At 44.2% G+C, this 24,956-nt stretch carries 20 protein-coding genes and 2 pseudogenes; 15 read left to right on the top strand and 7 right to left on the bottom strand.

The features are described from left to right. Positions 1-33 precede the first annotated feature (33 nt). Both sucC and sucD read left to right on the top strand, forming a co-directional pair. On the top strand, positions 34-1,200 hold the full coding sequence (sucC, locus tag KHN78_RS03205; RefSeq protein WP_128811351.1) for an ADP-forming succinate--CoA ligase subunit beta: 1,167 nt from the start codon (positions 34-36) through the stop codon (positions 1,198-1,200). After that, entirely contained in the window at positions 1,200-2,072 is an 873-nt protein-coding gene (sucD, locus tag KHN78_RS03200; protein ID WP_099079337.1) for a succinate--CoA ligase subunit alpha, read from the top strand. The genes sucC and sucD overlap by 1 nt, the downstream gene beginning before the upstream one ends. Before the next feature lie 88 nt (positions 2,073-2,160). On the opposite strand, the gene znuB is transcribed toward sucD, so the two are convergent. After that, positions 2,161-2,946 carry a zinc ABC transporter permease subunit ZnuB gene (gene znuB / locus KHN78_RS03195; protein ID WP_128812325.1) on the bottom strand — a complete coding sequence of 262 codons (786 nt, stop codon included), beginning with the start codon at positions 2,944-2,946 and terminating at the stop codon, positions 2,161-2,163. After that, positions 2,939-3,727: a zinc ABC transporter ATP-binding protein ZnuC gene (gene znuC, locus KHN78_RS03190; protein WP_211919790.1), complete on the bottom strand. Its 789-nt coding sequence runs from the start codon at positions 3,725-3,727 to the stop codon at positions 2,939-2,941. The genes znuB and znuC overlap by 8 nt, the downstream gene beginning before the upstream one ends. Positions 3,728-3,805: 78 nt before the next feature. Here znuC and KHN78_RS03185 point away from each other — a divergent pair, with 78 nt between their 5' ends. The 5 genes and pseudogenes from KHN78_RS03185 (at position 3,806) to KHN78_RS03165 (ending at position 11,772) form a co-directional block, all read left to right on the top strand. Next, positions 3,806-4,684 (top strand): zinc ABC transporter substrate-binding protein, encoded by an 879-nt coding sequence (locus tag KHN78_RS03185; protein ID WP_211919789.1) that lies wholly within the window; start codon positions 3,806-3,808, stop codon positions 4,682-4,684. Between the two features lie 204 nt (positions 4,685-4,888). After that, a pseudogene (locus KHN78_RS03180) lies at positions 4,889-8,256 on the top strand (AraC family transcriptional regulator). A gap of 786 nt (positions 8,257-9,042) precedes the next feature. Further along, positions 9,043-9,270, top strand: coding sequence for a ferrous iron transport protein A (locus KHN78_RS03175; protein ID WP_128811348.1), 228 nt, complete (start codon positions 9,043-9,045; stop codon positions 9,268-9,270). Next, positions 9,270-11,545 (top strand): annotated as a pseudogene (feoB, locus tag KHN78_RS03170) (Fe(2+) transporter permease subunit FeoB). Before KHN78_RS03175 ends, feoB begins: the two are co-directional and overlap by 1 nt. Continuing rightward, positions 11,542-11,772: a FeoC-like transcriptional regulator gene (locus KHN78_RS03165; RefSeq protein WP_211919788.1), complete on the top strand. Its 231-nt coding sequence runs from the start codon at positions 11,542-11,544 to the stop codon at positions 11,770-11,772. Before feoB ends, KHN78_RS03165 begins: the two are co-directional and overlap by 4 nt. Before the next feature lie 162 nt (positions 11,773-11,934). Here the strand turns inward: KHN78_RS03165 and KHN78_RS03160 are convergent, their stop codons facing one another. Both KHN78_RS03160 and argS read right to left on the bottom strand, forming a co-directional pair. Further along, positions 11,935-12,363, bottom strand: coding sequence for an HIT family protein (locus KHN78_RS03160; RefSeq protein ID WP_211919787.1), 429 nt, complete (start codon positions 12,361-12,363; stop codon positions 11,935-11,937). Between the two features lie 107 nt (positions 12,364-12,470). Continuing rightward, positions 12,471-14,204: an arginine--tRNA ligase gene (gene argS, locus KHN78_RS03155; protein WP_211919786.1), complete on the bottom strand. Its 1,734-nt coding sequence runs from the start codon at positions 14,202-14,204 to the stop codon at positions 12,471-12,473. A gap of 276 nt (positions 14,205-14,480) precedes the next feature. Here argS and KHN78_RS03150 point away from each other — a divergent pair, with 276 nt between their 5' ends. Then, positions 14,481-15,077, top strand: coding sequence for a VOC family protein (locus tag KHN78_RS03150; RefSeq protein WP_211919974.1), 597 nt, complete (start codon positions 14,481-14,483; stop codon positions 15,075-15,077). Positions 15,078-15,174: 97 nt separating this feature from the next. Here the strand turns inward: KHN78_RS03150 and purU are convergent, their stop codons facing one another. Continuing rightward, positions 15,175-16,008, bottom strand: coding sequence for a formyltetrahydrofolate deformylase (gene purU, locus KHN78_RS03145; protein WP_211919785.1), 834 nt, complete (start codon positions 16,006-16,008; stop codon positions 15,175-15,177). Positions 16,009-16,224: 216 nt separating this feature from the next. Between purU and KHN78_RS03140 the strand changes: the two genes are divergently transcribed. From KHN78_RS03140 to rnd, 7 genes are all read left to right on the top strand, one after another. Continuing rightward, positions 16,225-18,150, top strand: coding sequence for an ATP-dependent DNA helicase (locus tag KHN78_RS03140; protein ID WP_211919784.1), 1,926 nt, complete (start codon positions 16,225-16,227; stop codon positions 18,148-18,150). 46 nt (positions 18,151-18,196) lie between these two features. Beyond that, positions 18,197-18,898: a tRNA (adenosine(37)-N6)-threonylcarbamoyltransferase complex dimerization subunit type 1 TsaB gene (gene tsaB / locus KHN78_RS03135; protein WP_211919783.1), complete on the top strand. Its 702-nt coding sequence runs from the start codon at positions 18,197-18,199 to the stop codon at positions 18,896-18,898. 91 nt (positions 18,899-18,989) lie between these two features. Then, positions 18,990-19,295, top strand: a complete 306-nt coding sequence (locus tag KHN78_RS03130; protein WP_128811341.1) for a chromosome partitioning protein ParA — start codon at positions 18,990-18,992, stop codon at positions 19,293-19,295. Positions 19,296-19,341: 46 nt separating this feature from the next. Beyond that, entirely contained in the window at positions 19,342-19,899 is a 558-nt protein-coding gene (locus KHN78_RS03125) for a Slp family lipoprotein (RefSeq protein ID WP_211919782.1), read from the top strand. 6 nt (positions 19,900-19,905) lie between these two features. Next, positions 19,906-20,760 carry an alpha/beta fold hydrolase gene (locus KHN78_RS03120; protein WP_211919781.1) on the top strand — a complete coding sequence of 285 codons (855 nt, stop codon included), beginning with the start codon at positions 19,906-19,908 and terminating at the stop codon, positions 20,758-20,760. A 106-nt stretch (positions 20,761-20,866) separates the two neighbouring features. Next, positions 20,867-22,558, top strand: a complete 1,692-nt coding sequence (gene fadD / locus KHN78_RS03115; protein ID WP_211919780.1) for a long-chain-fatty-acid--CoA ligase FadD — start codon at positions 20,867-20,869, stop codon at positions 22,556-22,558. A gap of 87 nt (positions 22,559-22,645) precedes the next feature. Next, complete coding sequence (rnd, locus tag KHN78_RS03110) at positions 22,646-23,764, top strand: ribonuclease D (RefSeq protein ID WP_211919779.1); 1,119 nt, start codon at positions 22,646-22,648, stop codon at positions 23,762-23,764. A 106-nt stretch (positions 23,765-23,870) separates the two neighbouring features. Here the strand turns inward: rnd and minE are convergent, their stop codons facing one another. Together minE and minD are read right to left on the bottom strand one after the other, a co-directional pair. Next, positions 23,871-24,134 carry a cell division topological specificity factor MinE gene (minE, locus tag KHN78_RS03105; protein ID WP_128811337.1) on the bottom strand — a complete coding sequence of 88 codons (264 nt, stop codon included), beginning with the start codon at positions 24,132-24,134 and terminating at the stop codon, positions 23,871-23,873. Between the two features lie 2 nt (positions 24,135-24,136). Beyond that, positions 24,137-24,949 (bottom strand): septum site-determining protein MinD, encoded by an 813-nt coding sequence (minD, locus tag KHN78_RS03100; protein ID WP_128811336.1) that lies wholly within the window; start codon positions 24,947-24,949, stop codon positions 24,137-24,139. Positions 24,950-24,956: the final 7 nt, after the last annotated feature.

The raw sequence follows: 24,956 nt of genomic DNA, 5'->3' as shown, positions 1-24,956 counted from the left end.
TTCCCTTAAGGGAAAAACAAACGGAATATCAAAATGAATTTGCATGAATACCAAGCCAAACAGCTGTTTGCAGAATTCGGTTTGCCTGTACCGGAAGGCTACGCATGTGATACGCCACAAGAAGCTTTCGAAGCGGCGGGTCGCATTACAACAGATAAGAAAGTCGTAAAATGTCAGGTTCACGCTGGTGGCCGCGGTAAAGCGGGTGGCGTAGAGCTGCACGACACCAAAGATGGCGTAAAAGAATTCGCTCAAAAGTGGCTAGGTAAGAACTTGGTGACTTACCAAACAGACGCAAATGGTCAGCCTGTTACTAAAATCCTTGTAGAAGAAGCGTCTAACATCGCTAACGAACTTTACCTTGGTGCGGTTGTTGACCGTGCAACTCGTAAGATCGTTTTCATGGCTTCGACTGAAGGTGGGGTGGAAATTGAAAAAGTTGCGGAAGAAACGCCGGAGCTAATCCACAAAGCAGCAATCGATCCATTAGTAGGCCCTCAGGCTTACCAAGGTCGTGAGCTAGCGTTCAAACTTGGTCTTGAAGGTGACCAAATTAAACAATTCGTTAAGATCTTTATGGGTCTTGGCACTATGTTCTCTCAGTACGACCTAGCGCTACTAGAGATCAACCCACTGGTGATTACTGGTGAAGGCAACCTACTGTGTCTTGACGGTAAGATCAACATCGACTCAAATGCACTATATCGTCAGCCTAAGCTTCGTGAAATGCACGATCCTTCACAAGAAGACGAGCGTGAAGCGCATGCAGCTCAGTGGGAGCTGAACTACGTAGCACTAGATGGCAATGTAGGTTGTATGGTTAACGGCGCGGGTCTAGCGATGGGTACAATGGACATCGTAAACCTACACGGTGGCAAGCCAGCGAACTTCCTAGACGTAGGTGGCGGTGCAACAAAAGAACGCGTAGCTGAAGCATTCAAGATCATCCTATCTGATGACAACGTGAAAGCCGTTCTAGTAAATATCTTCGGCGGTATCGTTCGTTGTGACATGATCGCAGAAGGCATCATCGGTGCCGTGAAAGAAGTCGGTGTAACGGTACCTGTTGTTGTTCGTCTAGAAGGGACTAACGCTGACTTAGGTCGCGAAGTTCTTGCTAATTCTGATGTTGATATCATTGCTGCTGAGTCGCTAACAGATGCTGCTCAGAAAGTTGTTGCTGCTGCGGAGGCTAAATAATGTCTGTACTAATTAACAAAGACACTAAAGTAATCTGTCAGGGCTTCACTGGTGGGCAAGGTACTTTCCACTCAGAACAGGCGATTGCTTATGGTACACAAATGGTAGGTGGTGTATCTCCAGGCAAAGGTGGTCAAACTCACCTTGGTCTTCCAGTATTTAACACAGTACGTGAAGCGGTAGAAGTGACTGGCGCAACGGCTACAGTAATCTACGTCCCAGCACCATTCTGTAAAGATGCAATCCTAGAAGCAATTGATGCTGGCATTGAGCTCATCGTAACAATTACGGAAGGCATTCCAACCATTGATATGATCGATGTGAAAGTGAAGTTAGAGGAAACAGGCGTTCGCATGATTGGCCCTAACTGTCCGGGTGTTATCACTCCTGATGAGTGTAAGATTGGCATCATGCCTGGTCATATCCACAAGAAAGGTAAAGTGGGCATCGTTTCTCGCTCAGGTACACTAACATACGAAGCAGTCAAGCAAACGACTGACGAGGGCTTTGGTCAATCTACGTGTGTTGGTATCGGTGGTGACCCAATTCCAGGCTCAAACTTCATCGACATCCTGAAACTTTTCCAAGAAGACCCTGAAACAGAAGCAATTGTAATGATTGGTGAAATCGGTGGTACTGCGGAAGAAGAAGCAGCGGCTTACATCAAAGAAAACGTAACGAAGCCAGTGGTTTCTTACATTGCGGGTGTTACTGCTCCTCCTGGTAAGCGTATGGGGCACGCAGGTGCAATCATCTCTGGTGGTAAAGGTACGGCAGAAGACAAGTTCGCAGCACTAGAAGCAGCTGGCGTTAAGACTGTTAAATCTCTAGCTGAGATTGGTCAAGGTCTGCGTGAAGTGACGGGTTGGTAAGAGAAACCAAATAACAAGACACAAAAAGCCTGCAATGTTGCAGGCTTTTTTGTTTTTTATTTTCAATGGCTTAATCGTTTTTAATAATCTAAGCTTTGCGTCGGATTAGCTGGCTTAACATAAACAAACTTGTCGCACTAATCACAACGGATGGGCCTGCAGGTGTATCAAAGTGCCACGAGAGGCTTAAGCCCATGAGCACCGCGATCGAACCAATGATTGAAGCGAAAAAGGCCATTTGCTCCGGTGATGATGATACTTTACGAGCGGTTGCTGCTGGGATGATTAATAGGGAAGTCATAATCAGTGCACCAACAAACTTCATGCCGACTGCGATTACTACACCCACCATTAGCATTAGAACTAAACGAACCAAGTCAGTATTTACGCCCTCGACAGCGGCTAATTCTTCGCTAACAGTACTTGATAGTAAAGGACGCCAGAATATGTACAAGCATGCACTAACGGCAACAACACCAGCATAGATGAACATCAAATCTTGAGGAGATACTGCAAGTAAATCACCAAATAAGTAGCTCATTAGATCAATACGAACATTATCTAAAAAACTCACTGAGACTAAGCCGATCGAAAGTGCACTGTGGGCCAAAATACCGAGTAGGGTGTCGGTAGCAACGAGCTGTTGTTTTTGCAGAGTCACCAATAGTACAGCGAGTGCTAAACAGCAGACTAATAAAGCGAGATATAGGTTTACATTGAGCAGAAAACCAAGCGCCAGTCCCATTAAGGAAGCGTGTGCGAGTGTATCTCCAAAGTAGGCCATTTTGCGCCAAACTACGAATGAACCTAGTGGACCTGCGATAATTGCAATACCAATACCGGCCAGGATTGAGGGTAATAGAAATTCAATCATGTTGATGATGCCCATGTGAATGGTGAGTGCAAGCGTTCGCATCCCCTTTTACTGGTGAACCGGATAAATCGTGATGGTGATGCTCGTGATCGTGGTGATAAAATGCCAAAGATTCTCGTGTTGCATTGCCGAATAACGCAATGTAAGACGGATGTTGTGTAATCGTCGCAGGAGAGCCTGAGCAGCATACATGATGGTGGAGGCAAATGACGTCATCGGTTTTTGCCATCACTAAATGCAAGTCATGGGATACCATAAATACGCCACAATCAAAACGATGGCGAATGCTTTCAATGAGGTCATATAAATCAATTTGACCTTGAACATCAACACCTTGAGCAGGTTCGTCAAGCACAAGAAGCTCTGGCCGTTGCAATAAAGCTCGAGCTAACAATACGCGTTGGTTTTCACCGCCAGAAAGTCGATGCATATTGCTGCCAATCAGATGATCGGCTCCGACAAGTTTAAGTGCTTCAATACATTCTTGTTTACTGTATTTTCCTGCTAAATTTAAAAAACGGATAACGTTTAGCGGCAGTGAGTCATTAAGCTTCAGCTTCTGCGGAACGTAACCAATTTTTAGTTTGCGCTTTTTAGTCAATTGGCCACTGGTTGGCTTTTGTAGACCTAAAATAACTTTAACTAATGTCGATTTTCCCGCTCCGTTGGGACCAATTAGGGTAGTGATTTTGCCCTTTTCTAATTCCATGGTGATATTGTCGAGAACTCTACGGTCATCGAATTCGACGCACAGGTGTTCAAGACGGACTAGTGAAGACATGAATGAAACTCATTTGCAAATCAATTGTGTTATAATGTAACATTATGGCACTTTCAACGCCATACCCCAAGTAAAACTATGAAAAGAACTATAATTCTTGCAGTCTCAGTAATGTTAGCTTTGCCTGCTCATGCGGTAACGGTTTTAACCAGTATTAAGCCGATTCAAATGATCACAACTGAGCTAACGGATGGTGTGACGACTCCCGATGTCTTACTCCAGAGTAATGCCTCGCCACACGATTATGCACTGCGCCCGTCTGACGTTAAGAAAGTTTCATCAGCTGATCTCGTTATTTGGTTTGGTCATGATCTTGAACCGTTTTTGGAAAAAGTGGTGACTGATAGAGACAATACTTTAACATTGAGCCAAATCCCAGATTTGTCGTTACGTGAGTTTGGTAGTGAGCATGATCATGATGGCCACAATCACGGCACTCATGATCCGCACTTTTGGTTAGGAATTGCACCAGTTGAGCAAGTAGCAAATGTTATTGCTAACAAACTGGCGGAAGTGGATCCAAGCAATGCGAATGTCTATGCTAAGAATTTGCAAAAATTCAAGGAGCAGCTTAAAGCGACAGACGCAGAGATTAAGCAGCAGCTTACGCCTGTCCAAAATAATGGCTATTTTGTCTTCCATGATGCTTATGGATATTTTGAGGAGCGTTACCAATTAAACCAATTGGGGCACTTCACCGTATCACCAGACCGTAAACCAGGAGCCAAAACACTGATTCATATTCGCAAAACGCTTGCATCTGGTGAGGTTGCTTGTGTTTTCTCAGAACCTCAATTTACCCCGGCAGTGATCGAGAGTGTTATGCGTGGGAGCGATGTCGGAACTGGTGTGCTTGATCCTTTGGGTAGCGAGATTGAAGTGCAGCCTGGTAGTTACTTCGTATTTCTCAAAACACTGTCAAATAACTTTAGTCAGTGCTTGCAGAGTAAGCAGTAATGCGCTTTAGATCTTAAATTGAATCTGTATTTATCGTGATCTCACAGTAAGAATTGCAACCTTAGTTAAGGCGATACTTTTATCCGTCTGTATTTAAGATATTATTATTCATAATTAGCCGCTCAAAATAACTACATAGGCCTTTAGATTTACGTCTAACGAGTACTAGAGCGGCTCATCATTATTGAATAAAGGATATTCATCTTGCTGCGTTATTTGCTCCAAGTTTTCCTGGGGCTCTTACTTTCATTCCCAGTTTTTGCTTTGAATGGCTCAAATTCCATATTTTATCCTCTACCAAGCCAGGCAGAGGGGACGTTCGTTGCAGCAAAACAGCTATTTCTTGGGGCCCAAGGGGGATTGTGGATTCACGATGTCCATGGCCGGGTGCTCTTTTACGATGGTCAAAATACACTGCCGAAGTCCGGTAGTTTTCTGCATCACCAAGCTGAACAGCTAACCTTTCACAAAGGCTCCTTTTGGACATTCGTTGAAAATGAAGTTTATCAAGCTTATCCAAATCAAGAGCGACAACTAATTTTTAGTTTGAACCCAGGTGCGCAAATTCGAAAAATTGGTGCATCAGGGAATTACATTTGGGTGAGCGATGGCGCGAACTTCTACACTTATGACCTTTCAACTAACGAGCTGACATCGACCTCTTTATTGCACTTGTATCAACACAGCAACAACAGCTATGTTTACATTAATGACGCAATTTTTATAGAAACTAAGTGGGTGCTTGCTACAACATCTGGTGTTTATTTGTCAGATGGTGAGCGGTTTAACCATGTTACGAGTTCTGGTAAGAATTACATCGAAAAAGTGTATTACTCACCAGCTCGGCGTGAAATATTAGTCGGAACCTTAAAAGGCGCACTTGTTTTTAATATTTACGATCCGAGTCAGCCAGTGGTTCGAATTGGTGAATCGCATGTGCTGACGTTTGCTGAAAGCAATAAGGAATATTGGATCGGCACGGAACATGGCTTGTATTTGTACTCGTTTTTAACCGGTGACATTACTAAAGTCGCACCGGCAAGTTTTTTAGAGTTGGAACTCGCCGATACAAAGATTTACGCCTTACTCAATGACAACATGGGCGGGATGTGGATCGCAACCAATCAAGGCATTCGTTATTATTCGCTGTTCAGTAAGCAGTTTGAGCGTATTGTTTTTAGTCGCCATGGCTCTCAGTCACTCTCAGGGCGAATTCGCCAAACAGAAGTCGGTTCAGATGGTTCGCTATGGTTCTCAGACGATCATAGGTTGTACCGCTCGACACCTACGGGGATCTATCAGGTGCTTCAAGTGCCATCGAGAATTAATGTGTTTACTTTGCTTGATGGCTATCTTTGGTTAGCGACATCTGAGGGCCTAGAACTTAGGAGCATGGAGGACTATAACCTCGTTACCTTACCTTTCTTATCCCAATTTTCAGAGAAAGCTATTGATCATATTGTTTCTAACGATGCCCAGCAGATCTGGCTTTCAAGTGGCTACCATTTATTCAATCTCAATATTGAAAAACAAAAGGTGCACAGTTTGGGGAGTGATTGGATTGTAAGTCGATACTTACCAGCCAAGCTCACCCGGCTATATGCTTATGATTCCTCGCTACTTATTGGTACTGACCACGGTGTGTATGAATATGATGGTGAAAGGATTCGCTTCAATGATTTTTCTCAGCAGTATGGTGAATCAGTCGATATGGTAACCGCGGCTGATGGTGCTCAGTGGTTTGCCTCTTCTTACGGTGTATTCAAAACGGTTCCGGGGAGCAGGCTAAAAAAAGTAGTTGAACTTAGTGTGCCGAATTCTCGACCTGCTTGTATGGTTAGTGATGAAAAAGGTGTTTGGTTATCATCTTCTGTTGGTTTGAGTTATTACCGACTTTCAGGTCAATTGCTTACGCATTACCCGTCATCATCGGGCTTGATTAATAACGAATTTTTGATGGGAGTCTGCGATATACGTCATGGAGACGGACGTGAAAGAACATTATTTTTTGGCTCTCAATATGGGCTGGTTAAGGCGGACGCGTCAACGCTATTAGTCTCAAACACTCCGGAGTCAAAGTTGATCGTTAGTCAGGTCGTATTTGAAGATAACGTTGTAGAGGTTGGAAGCGCACAATTAGAGCGAATGGAATTGCCTTATGGATCGTCGTTGAGTTTTTTATTCGGAGTAATGCCTTATCCTGACCGACAAAACATATATTACCGATTGAATGAGGGAGACAATTGGCAGGTTCTTGAAGGTCGTCAGTTGACATTGGAACACTTGAATACGGGGAATTACCACCTTCAAGTGAGTAATGATGCTCAGAGAAAAGATAATCAAGTGGGCTTGGAAGCTCGGTTTACCGTATTAAAACCGTGGTATTTATCTAAGATAGCGATCATTGGGTTTGTGATAACTTCATTGCTGTTTGTCGTGGTTGTTGTGTATTGGCGTTCTCGATATGTTGTACAAGCAAACCGAGAACTGGCTGCGCAAGTAACGTTAAAAACAAATCAGTTGAGGCATCAAAGCCGGGTGCTACTAAATAGCAATCAACAACTCAGGAAACAAATTCAAGTAAGAAACTTATTGGTTGATCACGTTGCACTCTCGATTAAAGCGAGTATTGACTATATTGCGGAAAATAGACTCAACGACCTTGATACGGCCACTAGTGACCATTTGTCTAAGACATATTGGCAGCTTAATGAATTGAAGCGTGCACCTGAGAGCAATAATGGCTACAGCCAAAACTATAACTTGAGCCAAATTACCCAATCTATTGTTGATGTATGGCAAGAAGACTTCCATAAAGTGGGCATTCGTGTCGATCTTCATGATGAAGAAAAAGCCCACAGAATCGCCTTGGTAAGCTTTAATCTTGATGTCATTTTTAACAGTATATTCGCGAATGTGATTAAGCGCTCTTTTCGTGGGCAATCACTTAAAGTAATTATTGAAGACAACGATGAGACCATTTCACTGAGTTTTATTGACCATGGCAGTCAATTGTCGAATAAAGCGGTGAATTCACGCTTAATGAATAACAGTGATTTAAGCATTGATAACCTGAAAGATTTAGTCGACGCTAGCGGCGGTGATTTATCAATATTTACCTCCGATGCGCAAAATAAGATTCAGATATTCTGGCCACGAGCTCAAGAACAGGTTTCTGTTGAGGAAAACATAACGGAATTTGTTGACGAACCTCAGCAAGAAGAAACCATGACAGCGGAGAGAGAGTGGCTGTTAAAAGTCTATCAGTTAGTCGATGAACATTATCATATGCCGAGTTTGGAACGGCATCAGCGGCCAAGATGCTCTTTATGTCTGAACGAAGTCTTCAAAGACGATTTAAATCGGCTTCTTCAAGAACGTTAAAAGATTACCTGACAGAGGTAAGATTAGAAACAGCTTGTGAGCAATTGCTTGCGGGAGAGAAAATCAGCGAAGTGGCATTCAACTGCGGCTTTAATGACCCATCGTATTTTAGCCAGAAGTTTAAACTGCACTTTGGTTTGCCCCCATCAAAATTTGCAATGACTCAAGATAGCCAAGCGAGTGTGTAGATGCCACCATAGATTTCTTGTTTAGCCCAGCCTAGTCGCTGGGCTTTTTATTTTTGTAAGAGACATCATCGATGTGTGACTGTTAAAGGCCCCCTAAGCTTCGGCTCTGCATTCATATCTTAAATTAATTCATATAAATGTGTGTGCGACTTTTAGCGAGGGCTTTGCGTTGACGGGCATATTAGGTGCTAGCTTGTTTAGAGATAAAGTAGGGCAAGTTTAAATAGTGAGTACTAGAATGCGCATTGAATAGCATAGCAAGTATTAGGAAAGTTCTAGAGATAAGAGATAAGAGATAAGAGATAAGAGATAAGAGATAGAAAAAAATATCGTGGTATAGCCGGGGGGACTATACCACGGGTGTCAATGACACCTTCGCTTGCTGCCGGAGTGGCATGTTTCCATGCCACCTCTGGAATTCAATTGAGAGGTCGCCCTCTCGATGGATTAACTATACGAGGACTTACTTATTTTTCTTATAAAATTAACGACATAATTATATGATTAATCCGACAACACGCCAAATTTCACCTAAACCATTGTTTTAAAATAACTTTATTTTTATCGTTGATTGGTTAATCTTTGCATTTCCGATGTTAAAGTTTGATTTAATGTTAATTTTGACAAAAGTAACGAGGTTTTTATTTACGGTTTTGACGAGTTGCTTTACTAAATCATTCGTAAAATCTTTGATTTCACACAATGAATATTAGTGCACGGAAGAGTAAGATTGGATATTATTCTTAATAATAATATTTATCATTTTCACTACTATTGAAGGCCGTTATGAAGTTATCAGAGATTAAGCCTGGCGAAACAGCAACGATTCGACTTTTGGAAGGTTTGACTTCCGATGTTAGAAAAAAGCTGATGGTAATGGGTTTACTTCCTAATACTGAAGTGAAAGTTATTCGACGAGCTCCAATGGGGGACCCACTGCAAGTCGAAGTGCGTGGCGTTTCGGTTGCGCTGCGTGAAGCTATTGCACAAAACATCGAAGTGGAGCGCGCATAATGCAATACCAAATTCTTACAGTCGGTAACCCAAACAGTGGTAAAACGACGCTTTTTAATGGCCTTACCGGAGCGAAACAGCAAGTAGGTAACTGGGCTGGTGTGACTGTTGAGAAAAAACTGGCCAGTTTAAGCATGCCGGCGATGATTTTGCGCTAACAGATTTACCGGGCATCTACTCTCTAGACAGTGGCAACGATAGCAACAGCATTGACGAATCTATTGCATCTCGTGCGGTACTTACTCACCCTGCTGACTTGATCATCAACGTGGTTGACGCAACAAGTCTAGAACGCTCTCTATATATGACGTTGCAGTTGCGTGAACTTGGGCGGCCAATGATTGTTGTGCTGAACAAAATGGATGCGCTTAAGCGTGAGCGCCAAATCATCAACGTTGCAGAGTTAGAAAAAACACTGGGTTGCCCAGTGGTAAGTTTGTCTGCGACAAATAAAGCACAAGTTGCAGAGTTTAAAGAGAAGCTACATAAATCTGTCGTTCAAGGTGTTGCTCTTAAAGATGTGTCATTGAACTATGGCGAGCAGATGGAAGCGGCGATCGATAACGTCTCTAATCTTTTTAATGATCAAACTGTTTCTCATCGTGCTTTGGCGATTCGTGCACTAGAGAAAGATGCTCTAGTCCTAAATAGTATGTCCGACGCGGATCGTGATGTGGTTGAAAATGCGATTGCTGGGCTTGAACTTGATGTCGATTTGCATGTTGCTGATACTAAATACACGCATCTTCATGAAGAGTGTAAAAAAGTTCGTCGTAGTGAAGGTAAACTAAGCAGAAGTGTTACTGAAAAACTTGACCAGTTCATCTTGAATAAGTGGGTAGGCATCCCATTTTTCTTTGTTGTGATGTACTTGATGTTCATGTTCTCTATCAATATTGGTAGTGCGTTCATTGATTTCTTCGATATTGGCGTCGGTGCTCTATTGGTTGATGGTGGTCACCATCTTTTAGACGGTCATCTGCCTGTTTGGTTAGTGACGATTATCGCTGATGGTATCGGTGGTGGTATCCAGACGGTTGCTACCTTTATTCCGGTGATCGCATGTTTGTACTTGTTCCTAGCCGTGCTTGAAAGCTCAGGTTACATGGCTCGCGCAGCATTCGTGCTTGATAAAGTGATGCAGAAAATCGGCCTACCGGGCAAAGCATTTGTACCGCTAGTACTTGGTTTTGGTTGTAACGTGCCGTCAATCATGGCGACTCGCACTCTAGACCAAGAGCGTGAACGTAAACTGGCTGCATCAATGGCGCCATTTATGTCATGTGGAGCACGTCTGCCTGTATACGCTCTGTTCGCAGCGGCATTCTTCCCAGGATCTGGTCAAAACATCGTATTTGCACTTTACTTGCTTGGCATCGTCGCTGCGATCTTTACTGGTCTATTTCTTAAGCATACGCTTTACCCTGGTAGCAGTGATACCCTAGTGATGGAAATGCCAGACTACGAACTACCAACAGTGCAAAACGTTGTGATCAAGACTTGGCAAAAACTGAAACGTTTTGTGCTAGGCGCAGGTAAAACAATCGTCGTTGTGGTTGCGATCCTCAGCTTTTTAAACTCTCTTGGCATGGATGGAAGCTTTGGCAACGAAGACAGTGAAAACTCTGTGCTTTCTAAAGCAGCACAAGTCGTTACTCCTGTATTCTCACCAATCGGCGTTCAAGAAGACAATTGGCCTGCGACTGTTGGTATCATTACTGGTATCTTCGCAAAAGAAGCGGTAGTCGGCACGCTTAATAGCTTATACACCACACCAAGTGATGGCGAAGAAGCGGAGTTTGATCTAATGGCTAGCCTAGAGGAAGCGGTAATGAGTATCCCTGAAAACCTTGCTGGTTTGAGCTACTCTGATCCATTGGGCATTGAAGTGGGTGACCTAACCGACTCAAACGCAGTCGCGGAAGAGCAAGAAGTCGATGCTTCTATCTTCGGGAATATTAAATCTCAGTTTGCTTCTGGCAATGCAGCCTTTGCTTACTTGATCTTTATCCTATTGTACACACCATGTGTGGCGGCGATGGGTGCTTACGTACGTGAATTCGGTCATAAGTTCGCACGCTTTATTGCGGTATGGACAATGGGCCTCGCTTACCTATGTGCAACGTTTTACAACCAGTTGACGCATTTTGCAGATAGTCCAATCACCAGTGGTATTTGGATCGCGGTGATCGTGGCAATCTTCCTTGGTACTTACCGCGTATTTAAGCGAATTGGCAAGAAACAACAAGGCGCACTAGAGGTGCAAGTCGTATGATTTTAAAAGAGCTTTATCAATACATTGCAGACAAAGGAACCGTCTCCCAGTCAGATCTGGCTAAGCAGTTTGGGATGAGTGAAGATGGTGCCGATGCGATGTTAAGCGTGTGGATTAAGAAGGGTAAAATTAGCCGCTTAGTTGACACTAATAAAGCTCATGACGTGACTCGAGTACGCTACTCATTAACCAAACAAGATGGTTTATCTTTGACAGTGACCATGTAGCACTCATCGATTGCCACTAAAAAGTTATCACGTAAAAACGACAAAGCCGCATCAGCAATGATGCGGTTTTTCTTTTTCTGTTCTATGAATGTTGGTGATAACAAGCCAGATTGAACCGTTATTTACTCATAAGTATCATCTGTCTAGAGCTATTTTGTGAATTCAGGCCTTTTGGAAAATAGAGCTCAGTGACAGCACGTTTTTAATGCGACCAAGCAATTCATTTTGCTCTTCTTCTTTACGGAATTCACCTTTGGTATTGCCCCAAACCGGCCCTGGCCATGCAATGTCATCTTTAAAGCGAGCAATGTGGTGAATGTGCAGTTGTGGTACCATGTTGCCTAGAGCACCAAGATTTATCTTGTCAGGACGAAATGTCGCTTCCAGTGCTTGGCTTACCGCTTGAGATTCGAGCAAAAACTGCTGTTGCTCTTGCATTGGCAAGTGGTGCAGCTCTTTTAGGTTTGCACGTTTTGGTACCAAGATAACCCATGGTACGGCATTGTCTTTATGCAGAAGGGCCACACAAAGCGGGAAGTGACCAATGACAGTGGTATCTTTTGCTAATTGAGGGTGCAGTTCAAAACTCATTATTATTGTCCGGTTTGAATTGGATGAAATCAGTATACGTCAGATAAAACAAAAGGTTGACGCTTTCACGTCAACCTTTCTAATTATATCGAATTCTGATTCGTTTCTTACATGCGCTCTAGAGTATTGATACCTAGTAGAGACAGACCTTGCTTGATGGTCTTCGCTGTTAGTGCTGCAAGTTTCAGGCGGCTTTGTTTTACTGCTTCGTCTTCAGCAACTAGGATCGGGCATGCTTCGTAGAAGCTAGAGAATTGACCTGCTAGTTCGAATAGGTAGCTACACATGATGTGTGGTTGACCTTCACGAGCGACAGATTGAACCGCTTCTTCGAACTGCATAAGTTTTGCGATAAGCGCTTTTTCTTTCTCGTCAGTGATCTTGATTTCACCTTGTAGCTCATCCATAGACACGCCAGCTTTTGCGAAGATAGATGCTACGCGAGTGTAAGCGTATTGCATGTACGGAGCAGTGTTACCCTCGAACGCTAGCATGTTGTCCCAATCGAACACGTAGTCCGTTGTACGGTGCTTAGAAAGGTCTGCGTATTTAACCGCTGCCATTGCAACAGTATTTGCGATCGCTTTCTTCTCGTCTTCAGCCAGTTCTGGGTTCTTAGATTCGATCAGCTGCGCTGCACGAACTTCTGCTTCATCAAGAAGATCTGCTAGACGAACCGTACCGCCCGCACGAGTCTTGAATGGCTTACCATCTTTACCTAGCATCATGCCGAACGCGTGGTGTTCAAGAGAAACAGATTCTGGGATGTAACCTGCTTTACGAACGATAGTCCAAGCTTGCATTAGGTGCTGGTGCTGACGAGAGTCGATGAAGTAAAGCACACGATCTGCGCCGAGTTCTTCATAACGGTATTTTGCACAAGCAATGTCTGTTGTGGTGTATAGGAAGCCGCCGTCGCGTTTTTGAACGATAACGCCCATCGCTTCGCCGTCTTTGTTCTTGAATTCTTCTAGGAAAACAACTTGTGCGCCGTCATCTTCAACTGCAAGACCTTGTGCTTTAAGATCTGCTACGATTTTAGGTAGCATGTCGTTGTACATGCTTTCGCCCATTACGTCATCACGCGTAAGAGACACGTTTAGACGATCGTAGTTGCGTTGGTTTTGGATCATAGTTACGTCAACTAGCTTCTTCCACATTTCAGCGCAGAACTCGTCACCGCTTTGAAGCTTCACTACGTAGCCGCGAGCTTTTACTGCAAACTCTTCGTCTTCGTCGTATAGCTTTTTCGATTCACGGTAGAAGCTTTCAAGGTCAGCCAGTTCCATAGAAACTTCGCCAGACTCTTGTTGTACACGCTCAAGGTTTGCGATAAGCATGCCGAACTGAGTACCCCAGTCACCGATGTGGTTCGCACGGATCACTTTGTGACCTAGGAACTCAAGAGTACGTACTACCGCATCACCGATGATGGTTGAGCGTAGGTGGCCAACGTGCATTTCTTTAGCAACGTTTGGAGCAGAGTAGTCAGCTACGATAGTTTGTGCTTCTTCTGCCGCTACGCCAAGACGCGAGTCAGCAAGTGCTGCTTCAGCTTGCTTTGCTAGGAACTCTTCGCTTAGGAAAATGTTGATGAAACCAGGGCCTGCGATTTCTGTTTTGCTCGCAATGCCATCTAGGTCTAGAACATCCAGTACTTTCTGTGCAAACTCTCGAGGGTTAGTACCCAGTTTTTTAGCAACGCCCATTACGCCGTTTGCTTGGTAGTCACCAAATTGTGGCTTTGCTGATTGACGAACGGCTGCAGGGCTGCCTGCAGGTGCGCCAGCGGCTTCAAGAGCCTGAGATACTTTGTCATTAATAAGTGCTTGGATATTCACACGCGTTTCCTTCAAGTCAAGGACGAAGAACCCGGAAAAGTAAGTGCCGAGTTCTGTTGGAGTTCACAAAAATGGGGGTAATGATAACAACTTTCTTGCTTTTCATACAGAGAGGAATTGGGGAATTTTAGACTTTTTCGATTGAATGGAAATGTTCACGCTAGAATCCAAGGTTATACGTCAAATCTACTCGTTTTAAGTCGTTTGGGTATCGGCCATTTTAGGTTTACTATGGCGCGCAAAGTAAAGAAACAGCAGCCCTAAAAGAGAGCCATGATGACGACTCAACTTATTGAAAAACGCTTAACACCAGAATTAATGATTCAAGATCTCGATGCTTTTATGGCAAAGATAGAAGATTTGGCTTCGATGTTGAGGTTGGATCTGAGTTTTGCTCAAGCGGATCATATTGCACTTCGTATTAATGATGCTGAGACTGCAAAAGCAGCGCATCAAGCTTGGAGCCAGCATGGAAAAGTGATTTCTCAAGCTAAAATCAATGGGCGTCCAATTGTTGTGATTGCATTTGAACAAGCATTAGAAAGTCGCGGTTGGAAGATTGAGTGTTTAGAGCTTCCATACCCTGCCGAGGGTAAATCATACCCAGCAGAAAGTTGGGAACATGTGGAGTTTGTGATTCCATCCCATGCTGAAACAGCAGACGATTTTTTAGCTGACCTGAAACACACTTACCCTGCATTTGGTGAGCGCTTTGAACAGTTGGAAGAGATGGGCGTAAAGATCAAACTATCGAGTCCGAAAGGAGAGGGCGAGCGCTTAAACAACCCTACGGTTGCATTTAAGTATCAAGGTATTTGCATCAAGTTACACCCGCATTCACTCAAACGTATTGTGGAGTCTGAGCAGGTTTAATAAGCGAGCTTTTGATCGACTAGATAGTTCTTGAACGACTAGATAGAAGAAAGGGTTGCTGAGCACTGCAACCCTTTTGTATTTAAACGTTAGATGTTTAGAGAATAACCGTCTTGTTTCCGTAAACAAAAACATGGTCATTGAGCACTTTGTTTAATGCTTTACTCAATACATTCTTCTCTACGTCTCGGCCTGCTTGCGCCATATCTTGAGCACTGAATGTGTGATCAACGGGAATAACATCTTGTTTAATGATCGGACCCTCATCGAGGTCGTTAGTGACAAAATGCGCCGTTGCACCGATGATCTTTACGCCGCGCTCATAGGCTTGTTGATATGGTTTCGCACCAATGAATGCCGGTAAGAAACTGTGGTGAATATTGATGATTTTATGACGATATTTCTCCACAAACGTTGGGGTTAGAACACGCATGTATTTGGCCAATACCAAGTAATCAGCTTCATATTGACTGATGACTTCCATCATTTTCTGTTCATGCTCTTCACGAGAAAGATCTTCGTGTGTTACGTAGTGGTATGGGATGTCAAAGCGCTCAGTAAGACCTTGAAGTTTATCGTAGTTACCGACAACGGCTGCAATTTCCACATCGAGGCTACCGTCATAGGTCTTCATCAGAATGTCACCCAGGCAATGTGCTTCTTTTGTCACGAGAATAACAATACGTTTACGACGAGAACCCAATAGGCGACGTTTAGCACCTTGGGGTAAGGCTTGGTCTAAATCAGCAAGAAACGTTTGATCGTTGAAGTAACCCTCCAATTCCGTTCTCATGAAAAAGTGCCCACTGGTATTATCAACAAACTCGCTGTTGTGAACGATATTTAGCTGATGTTTATAACAAATATTGGTGATTTTTGAGATCAAACCCGGAGCATCGCTGCAGTGGGTTAACAGTGTTTTCTTTTCCATAAGTCAGATACTTCCTTGCATTAATATATTCGCTTACGACATACATACTCAGTTTGGTTGTATAAATCGTACTGCAATCTGACTTCATAAATAATCTATTCTTGCCATGGTTTCAACAAATTATCAGTGTTGAGGCATCTTCGGGTCGTTTGCAGGCTGATGTCATTCTTAAACGTCTGATATACTCACGGCAATTTTTCTCAATAGATCTCAGGCATGATCGCAAAAACATTTTCTTCTGAAGGCGCTTTGGGCAAAGCAATCCCGGGCTTTCAAGCTCGCCAGCCGCAAATTGATATGGCAGAAGCGGTCAGTCAAGCGATCAAGGAACAAACTCAGCTGGTGGTTGAAGCCGGAACGGGGACAGGCAAAACTTTTGCTTACCTTGTGCCTGCTCTACTGAGTGGCAAAAAGGTCATCATCAGTACAGGGTCAAAAAACTTACAAGAGCAGTTGTATCATCGCGATTTACCGTTAATGGTGCGTGCGCTTGGGTTCTATGGACAAGTTGCGTTGTTAAAAGGGCGCTCCAACTATTTGTGTTTGGATCGACTAAGCCGACAGATGGTTGAAAGCCATACCAATGAATCAGACCCTACATTATTGACCCAACTGGTCAAAGTACGATCTTGGTCATCGGAAACTAAGACCGGCGACTTAGGCGACTGTGAGGACTTGCCTGAAGACAGTTTGATCATTCCTACTATTACATCAACCAACGACAATTGCTTAGGCAAAGACTGTCCAAGTTACACCGATTGCTTTGTTCTGAAAGCACGTAAACGCGCGATGGATTCCGACATCGTAGTCGTTAACCATCATCTGTTTTTGGCCGATCTGGCGATCAAAGAAACGGGCTTTGGCGAATTGATCCCGGAAGCGGATGTGTTCATTTTTGATGAAGCGCATCAGTTGCCAGATATTGCGAGCGAGTACTTTGGTCAAACCGTGTCGAGTCGTCAAGTTCATGAACTGGCGAAAGACATCGAAATCGCCTATCGCACCGAAGCAAAAGACATGCGTCAACTGCAAAAAGTGGGCGACAAACTGATGCAAAGTGCGATGGATATGCGCATTGTGCTCGGTGAACCAGGTTTTCGGGGCAACTGGCGAGAAGCCATGCAGTCGGAGTCTATTAAGCGGGAATTGGTGCGTTTAATCGACAGCTTAGATTTGGCGATTGATGTATTGAAGTTGGCTTTGGGCCGAAGTCAATTGCTAGATACTGCTTTTGAACGCGCGAACCTGATCAAAGGGCGTATTGATCGCGTGTGTGATGTGGATATTACTGGTTATTCCTATTGGTATGATACCTCCCCACGTCACTTTGCTTTGCACATTACTCCGCTTTCAGTGGCGGATAAATTTCATGAGCAAATCGAAATCAAGCAAGGTGCGTGGATATTCACCTCGGCAACTCTCGCGGTATCGGGTGACTTTAAGCATTTTACTGAGCGATTGGGCCTGAAACCTAAGCAGCAGTTCTCGTTACCGTCTCCTTTTGATTACGAGCAGCAAGCTCGCCTGTGTGTACCGCGTTATCTGCCAGAGCCCAATAGCCCGGGTTTAGCTGATAAACTGGTGCGAATGCTTGCGCCGGTCATTGAAGAAAATGATGGTCGTTGTTTTTTCCTATGTACTTCGCACAGCATGATGCGTGAGCTTGGGGAGCGTTTCCGAGAAGTGCTTGATCTACCCGTGCTTATGCAAGGTGAGATGAGTAAACAAAAGACCCTTGCCGAGTTTATGGAACTGGGTAATGCACTGCTGGTGGCGACTGGTGCATTCTGGGAAGGGATCGATGTTAGAGGTGATGCGCTGAGCTGTGTTATCATTGATAAATTACCGTTTACTGCCCCTGATGATCCGCTACTCAAAGCCCGAATCGAAGACTGTCGATTACGTGGTGGAGAGCCATTTGCAGAAGTACAAATCCCTGATGCGGTCATCACGTTAAAGCAGGGGGTAGGACGTTTGATTCGAGACCAAAAAGACCGTGGAGCGTTAATCATTTGTGATAACCGTTTGGTGACGCGTGATTATGGTGGCATCTTCCTCGGCAGTTTACCGCCAATTCCAAGGACTCGGGATTTGGAACGAATAAAGACATTCCTGAAAACAGAACAATCTGTCACAGACTAAATGTGCTGTGGCATTAATAAATCAAAGAAGAATTGTAGAGAGTTACATGAGCGCAAAAATTCTTGCTATCGATACAGCAACTGAAAACTGTTCAGTTGCGCTACTGGTTAATGACCAAGTGATTTCACGCAGTGAGGTTGCTCCTCGTGACCACACTAAGAAAGTACTGCCTATGGTAGACGAAGTACTGAAAGAAGCGGGTCTGACTCTACAAGATCTAGACGCATTGGCGTTTGGTCGTGGTCCAGGCAGCTTTACTGGCGTTCGTATCGGCATTGGTATCGCACAAGGTTTAGCATTTGGTGCTGACCTACCAATGATTGGTATTTCGACATTGGCTGCGATGGCGCAAGCTAGTTACCGCCTGCACGGTTCGACAGATGTAGCTGTTGCTATTGATGCGCGTATGAGTGAAGTTTACTGGGCTCGTTACACTCGCCAAGAGAACGGTGAATGGACAGGTGTAGATTCAGAATGCGTGATTCCACCAGCCCGTCTAGCAGAAGAAGCGCAAGCGGACGACAAAACGTGGACTAAAGCGGGTACTGGTTGGGATGCCTATCAAGAAGACCTTAGCAAACTGCCATTCAATTTAACGGGCAGTGATGTGCTTTACCCTGATTCGCAAGATATCGTGATTCTTGCCAAGCAGGAACTCGAGAAAGGTAATACCGTGCCAGTTGAAGAATCGAGTCCGGTTTACTTGCGTGATAACGTGACGTGGAAAAAACTTCCGGGTCGCGAGTAGTTTTACTTTTTTATTGAGACTTTATTTTTATCAAAACTTAGTTTTCATATAAATAAGACAGGGTGAATGCCTTGTCTTTTTATGGAGTGTTATGGCGTCTATCAATGGTTTACCTCCAGCGTTAATACCGGGTGCGAATCGTACCAATAAAGTCGGTAAAAAGGGGCAGGTAAAGAAAGCGCATGAGAAGCAGAGTGTTGGTCAACCCTCGAAAGTGGCGAACGCTGTCGCGCATTCCATAAAACAAGTAGATGAATCGCAAATTCACCGTGCTCAAATCCAATATGACTTACCAGAGGGACGAGCACGTAAAGCCATGGAAGAGTATATGGACGTTATGAATCGAGCGAAAAAAGAGGAACTTGCTCAATTGCTTGGTGTCGATATCTATGTGTGAAGCGCCCCAACACCATAAATATTGTGGGGTAACATAGCGAGGTTTTATGAAGTTTTCTGGACGTATTTTACTGGTAATAGTATCCGCTTTTTGGTTATCTGCTTGCAGCTCACTCCCTGAAGAATTAAATGCGAGTACTGAGCAGGTTGTGACGGATTATAAAGTGTTCGCTCAGAAGCAAGGTCAAACAACGACGGATGTTCGCCTTGGTGGCGTTATCGCGAATGTTGAGAATCTACAAAACAAAACTCGTCTGGAGATCGTTAACCTTCCGATCAGCAAATCAGGTAAGCCGGATCTCAATCAAGAGCCAACAGGTCGTTTCGCGGTTTATTTTGATGGTTATTTGGAACCCGTTGCTTTTAGTGAGGGACGACTTATTACTGTTGTCGGTAAAGGTGCAGGGGAAGAGCAAGGTCGAATTGGTGAGCATCGCTATGTTTTTCCAATTATTCAAGGTGATGGTTATCGCTTATGGAAGATAGAAGAACGTGTGCGAATGTACGATACCCCAACTTATTACTACCCATGTTATTCCATTAACTGCCGTATGTGGCGAAATGATTTTCCACAAGATGGCAAGGTGATAAAACAGGTGAAATAATCCGAGATGAATGAACGCGATTTCACGTTACCAAGTGGGACGATGGCTGCACTTGAAATCGGAAATGAAAAAACGACTGATATTTCAGTCGTTTTTCTTCATGGGTGGATGGATAATGCTGGCAGCTTCAAAGAGTTGATGATTCACATTCATCGACTTAACCCGAAACTCCATTTATTGGCGCTCGATCTGTTTGGTCATGGTAAGTCTAGCCATAAATCGTTCGATAATTATTATCCATTTCATGACTATATTGACGATTTGCACCAGTTGTTGGTTGAATTGTCGCCAAACAGATTGGTCTTAGTAGGGCATTCTCTTGGTGCTTTAATCGCAAGTTGTTATAGTGCAGCGTTTCCTGAGCAAGTTGACGCATTGGTGCAAATTGAGGGAGCAGGGCCATTGGCAGAGCTTCCATCGAATGCAGTGCAACGTCTGCGTGATGGTGTACTGAGCAGAACGCGACAACGCCGTAAATCAGAGCGAGCTATCGCTTCCTTAGAGTTAGCGGTAAAGCAACGTATGCAAGCCAACCACCTTACCGCTGAGCAGCTATTACCTATTGTTGAGCGTGCGACTGTATTACGCGACAACCAATGGTATTGGCGACACGATGTTAGGCTGAAATGTGCATCGCTTTATCGTATGTCACAAGAGCATGCGAGTGCGGTGACTAGCCAAATACGTTGCCCTCACCTTATCGTATTGGGAAATAAAGGATTCCAGCATTTACAGTCTCATCAAGTCGATTGGGGAGCCAACCCTCCTAAAGTGGTCTCCGTTGCTGGTGGGCATCACTGTCATTTAGAGCAAACACTCGAAGTCGCAGAGCGAATTCTTGGTGTAGTTAACAAAATTTAAACAAGTGTTTGAGAGATACGTGCTCAAGCACGTTTGCTGTGCTGTAATAGTGCCCATAATAAAAAGGACGCTATTTTTTAGCCAGTTATAAACGAGGAGTAACATCGTGGATAAACCATGGCTTTCACGTTATCCAAGTGACGTACCTGAAACCATCAATCCAGAGCAATATGAATCTTTGGTTGAAATGTTCGAGCAGTCTGTGCAGAAATACGCAGACCAGCCAGCATTTATGAACATGGGTTCGGTCATGACCTTCCGTAAATTGGAAGAGCGTAGCCGAGCATTCGCTGCCTATCTGCAAAATGATCTGAAGCTGAAAAAGGGCGACCGTGTTGCTCTTATGATGCCGAACTTGCTCCAATACCCAGTTGCGCTATTTGGTATTTTGCGCGCGGGCTGTATTGCGGTGAACGTAAACCCCCTTTACACGCCTCGTGAGCTTGAACATCAATTGAATGATGCAGGTGCAACGGCGATTGTTATTGTTTCTAATTTTGCGAACACACTAGAGCAGATTGTTGAAAATACACCAGTGAAACACGTGGTGTTAACCAGTCTTGGTCAAATGCTACCGCGTGCGAAAGGTACGCTTGTCGACTTCGTGGTTAAATATGTAAAAGGCATGGTACCTAAGTATGATCTTCCTGGTGCAATCTCAATGCGTAAAGCGTTGCACAAGGGGCGTCGTCTTCAGTACGTGAAGCCGTTTATGTCTGGCGATGATATCGCATTCTTGCAGTACACTGGTGGTACAACCGGTGTGGCGAAAGGCGCAATCCTGACTCACCGTAATATGATTGCAAACGTGATGCAGGCAAAAGGTGCCTACGGCCCGGTTCTTTCTCCAGGTCGTGAGCTTGTTGTTACTGCGCTGCCGCTGTACCACGTATTTGCACTAACAGTGAACTGTTTGCTGTTTGTTGAAATGGGTGGCCGCAACCTGCTGATCACCAACCCACGTGATATTCCTGGTTTCGTCAAAGAGCTACAGAAATACCCATTTACTGCTATTACTGGTGTAAATACACTATTTAATGCACTTGTGAACAACGAAGATTTCCATGAACTTGATTTTAGTAATCTTCGTCTTGCTGTTGGTGGCGGCATGGCCGTTCAACGTGCTGTTGCTGAAAAATGGCAAAAAACAACGGGTTGCTACTTGCTAGAGGGTTACGGCCTGACAGAATGCTCTCCACTTGTTGCTGCTTACCCACACGATCTGGTTGAGTACAATGGCTCTATCGGTTTACCTGTACCATCAACAGAAGTTCGCATTGTTGATGAAGAGGGTAACCCTTTACCAAATACCGAGACGGGTGAGCTACAAGTTCGTGGCCCGCAGGTAATGCAAGGTTACTGGCAGCGTCCTGAAGCGACCAAAGAAGTGATCAACGAAGACGGTTGGTTATCAACGGGTGACATCGTTAAATTTGACGACCAAGGCTTCTTGCACATCGTTGACCGTAAAAAAGACATGATTCTTGTGTCAGGGTTTAACGTGTACCCGAACGAAATCGAAGACGTGGTTGCATTGCACGGTAAAGTATTGGAGGTGGCTGCAATCGGTCAGCCTCACGAAGTCTCTGGTGAGTTGGTTAAGATTTACGTGGTGAAACGCGATCCAAGCTTGACCAAAGATGAAGTGATTGCACACTGTCGCCAACACCTAACAGGCTACAAAGTGCCGAAATTGGTTGAGTTCCGTGAAGATCTACCAAAGACTAACGTTGGTAAGATCTTACGCCGTGTACTGCGTGAAGAAAATGACGCAGAACTTGCGAAGAAGAGCGCATAAGCGGATTTCTTTGTGCAACAATCATTTATTGCCAAATAGTGTTAGAATGCCAGCGTTTTGCTGGCATTTTTTTATAGCGAGAAGCATGTGAATTATCAGATCATTACGAAAAACAAAGACCTAGAAGAAGTTTGCGCTCTAGCCCGAGAAGCAGACGTAGTTATGCTCGATACGGAATTTGTCCGCATCAGGACTTACTACCCGCAACTAGGTCTGATTCAGCTTTTCGATGGCAAACAACTTTCTTTGATTGATCCGACAGAACTGACGGACATGACCTCTTTCATTGATCTGTTAAAAGACACGTCAGTACTGAAAGTATTGCACGCTTGTGGCGAAGATTTGGAAGTATTTCAAAATGCCTTTGGTTGTACACCATTCCCGATGGTAGACACACAATTGATGGCGGCATTCCTTGGTCACGGTCTCTCTACTGGCTTTGCTACTCTGGTGAATGAGTACTTAGGTGTTGAGTTAGACAAAAGTGAATCTCGCACCGATTGGATGGCACGTCCACTAACACAAAAACAGTTAGATTACGCGGCGGCGGATGTTCATTACCTCATGCCCCTGTACGAGACGTTACTTGATAAAGTGACGGAAGCAGGATGGTGGGATGCTGTACAGCAAGAAAGTGACTTACTAGTATCTAAACGAATTCGTAGCATCAATGAGGAAAACGCCTACCTTGATATTAAAGGAGCTTGGCAGTTAAGACCATCTGAACTTGCGATTCTTAAGCCGCTAGCAACGTGGCGCTACCGTGAAGCCATCAAACGTGATTTAGCGTTGAACTTTATTTTTAAAGAAGGCGATTTGCTAACGGTTGCTCGTTTAGGTTTAACGGGTTTTAAGAAGATGGAAGCTGAGGGTATCGACTTACGAGCGATTAACCGCCACGGGGCTAGAATTGCGGCCATCGTGAAACAAGCGAAGCAGACCCCAGCGGATGAATACCCAGCCAAACTTGAACGTTTGATGGATTACCCAGGTTACAAGCAGGTCTTCAAGAACATGAAAGATGTAGTGAAAACTGCATCGCAAAAATCAGGTTTAGCGACCGAGTTTTTAGCGTCTAAAAAGCAGATAAACCAAATTATTAGTTGGGTGTGGAAAAAAGACCGAGATCCAGCACGCTTACCAGATGTGATGCAAGGTTGGCGTCTTGAACTTCTTGGCGAGAAAATGAATAACGCTCTAAAATAACAAAATAAAAAAGGTTGGCTAAATAGCCAACCTTTTTTTGAAACACGCTCGTACCTCGCTGTCTAGAATGACGAAGAGGAGTGCTCATAGCAAAGTCGAAAAGTAATTACTTCTCATCGTCTGGCAGTTTCACGTTCAACTCAAGCACTGAAATGTCATCATCTTTGTGCTCAAACGTTAAATCGACCATATTTGGGTCAATCGCTACGTATTTACTGATCACCTTCAAAATGTCCTCTTTAAGCTGAGGTAGATAAGAAGGAGCTGGATCATTCTGGCTACGACGTTCCGCGACAATGATCTGCAAACGCTCTTTTGCTAAGTTTGCCGATGATTTCTTTTGTGGGCGGAAAAATTCTAATAGTGACATGTCTAGCCTCCGAACAGTCGTTTAAAGAGTCCTTTCTTCTCCTCAGTAAGGAAACGAAATTCTACTTGATTCCCTAGCAAGCGCTCTACGGTATCAGAGTAAGCCATACCAGCGTCAGTGTTCTCATCAAAGATCACTGGTACACCTTTGTTTGATGCGTTTAGCACCGCTTGGCTTTCTGGAATGACGCCCAGTAACGAAATATGCAGAATTTCTTCAACGTCTTGTACGCTTAGCATTTCACCTTGGTTAACACGACCAGGGTTGTAGCGTGTTAGCAGTAGATGCTGTTTAACTGGCTCTAGACCTTGCTCTGCGCGCAAAGATTTTGAGTCCAAAATACCGAGAATACGGTCAGAGTCACGTACTGAAGAGACTTCAGGGTTGGTCGTTACGATCGCTTCATCCGCATAGTACAACGCCATCAGAGCACCTTGCTCGATACCTGCTGGAGAGTCACAGATGATAAAATCAAAGCCCATGGTATCTAGCTCATTAAATACACGTTGCACACCATCTTTCGTTAGTGCGTCTTTATCACGTGTTTGGGAAGCTGGAAGAATGAACAAGTTGTCTGTGCGTTTGTCTTTAATTAACGCTTGATTTAGCGTTGCTTCGCCGTTGATGACGTTAACAAAGTCGTAAACGACGCGACGCTCACAACCCATGATCAAGTCGAGGTTACGCAAGCCGATATCAAAATCGATCACCGCAGTCTTTTTCCCTTTCAGAGCCAGACCCGAGGCGATGGCTGCGCTTGAAGTGGTTTTACCAACGCCACCTTTGCCAGACGTTACTACAATAATGCGTGCCATTTTATTT

Origin of the sequence: Vibrio sp. B1REV9, from assembly GCF_905175395.2 — a bacterium.
Taxonomy (GTDB): Bacteria; Pseudomonadota; Gammaproteobacteria; order Enterobacterales; family Vibrionaceae; genus Vibrio; species Vibrio alfacsensis.
Note: the sequence above shows the minus strand (reverse complement) of the source record. Positions and strands in the feature narration are given on the sequence as shown.

Excerpts from the sequence above, each read along its gene's own strand:
- sucC (WP_128811351.1), top strand. The coding sequence starts at position 34 with ATGAATTTGCATGAATACCAAGCCAAACAGCTGTTTGCAGAATTCGGT.
- sucD (WP_099079337.1), top strand. The coding sequence starts at position 1,200 with ATGTCTGTACTAATTAACAAAGACACTAAAGTAATCTGTCAGGGCTTC.
- znuB (WP_128812325.1), bottom strand. The coding sequence starts at position 2,946 with ATGATTGAATTTCTATTACCCTCAATCCTGGCCGGTATTGGTATTGCA.
- znuC (WP_211919790.1), bottom strand. The coding sequence starts at position 3,727 with ATGTCTTCACTAGTCCGTCTTGAACACCTGTGCGTCGAATTCGATGAC.
- KHN78_RS03185 (WP_211919789.1), top strand. The coding sequence starts at position 3,806 with ATGAAAAGAACTATAATTCTTGCAGTCTCAGTAATGTTAGCTTTGCCT.
- KHN78_RS03175 (WP_128811348.1), top strand. The coding sequence starts at position 9,043 with ATGAAGTTATCAGAGATTAAGCCTGGCGAAACAGCAACGATTCGACTT.
- KHN78_RS03165 (WP_211919788.1), top strand. The coding sequence starts at position 11,542 with ATGATTTTAAAAGAGCTTTATCAATACATTGCAGACAAAGGAACCGTC.
- KHN78_RS03160 (WP_211919787.1), bottom strand. The coding sequence starts at position 12,363 with ATGAGTTTTGAACTGCACCCTCAATTAGCAAAAGATACCACTGTCATT.
- KHN78_RS03150 (WP_211919974.1), top strand. The coding sequence starts at position 14,481 with ATGACGACTCAACTTATTGAAAAACGCTTAACACCAGAATTAATGATT.
- purU (WP_211919785.1), bottom strand. The coding sequence starts at position 16,008 with ATGGAAAAGAAAACACTGTTAACCCACTGCAGCGATGCTCCGGGTTTG.
- KHN78_RS03140 (WP_211919784.1), top strand. The coding sequence starts at position 16,225 with ATGATCGCAAAAACATTTTCTTCTGAAGGCGCTTTGGGCAAAGCAATC.
- tsaB (WP_211919783.1), top strand. The coding sequence starts at position 18,197 with ATGAGCGCAAAAATTCTTGCTATCGATACAGCAACTGAAAACTGTTCA.
- KHN78_RS03130 (WP_128811341.1), top strand. The coding sequence starts at position 18,990 with ATGGCGTCTATCAATGGTTTACCTCCAGCGTTAATACCGGGTGCGAAT.
- KHN78_RS03125 (WP_211919782.1), top strand. The coding sequence starts at position 19,342 with ATGAAGTTTTCTGGACGTATTTTACTGGTAATAGTATCCGCTTTTTGG.
- KHN78_RS03120 (WP_211919781.1), top strand. The coding sequence starts at position 19,906 with ATGAATGAACGCGATTTCACGTTACCAAGTGGGACGATGGCTGCACTT.
- minE (WP_128811337.1), bottom strand. The coding sequence starts at position 24,134 with ATGTCACTATTAGAATTTTTCCGCCCACAAAAGAAATCATCGGCAAAC.
- minD (WP_128811336.1), bottom strand. The coding sequence starts at position 24,949 with ATGGCACGCATTATTGTAGTAACGTCTGGCAAAGGTGGCGTTGGTAAA.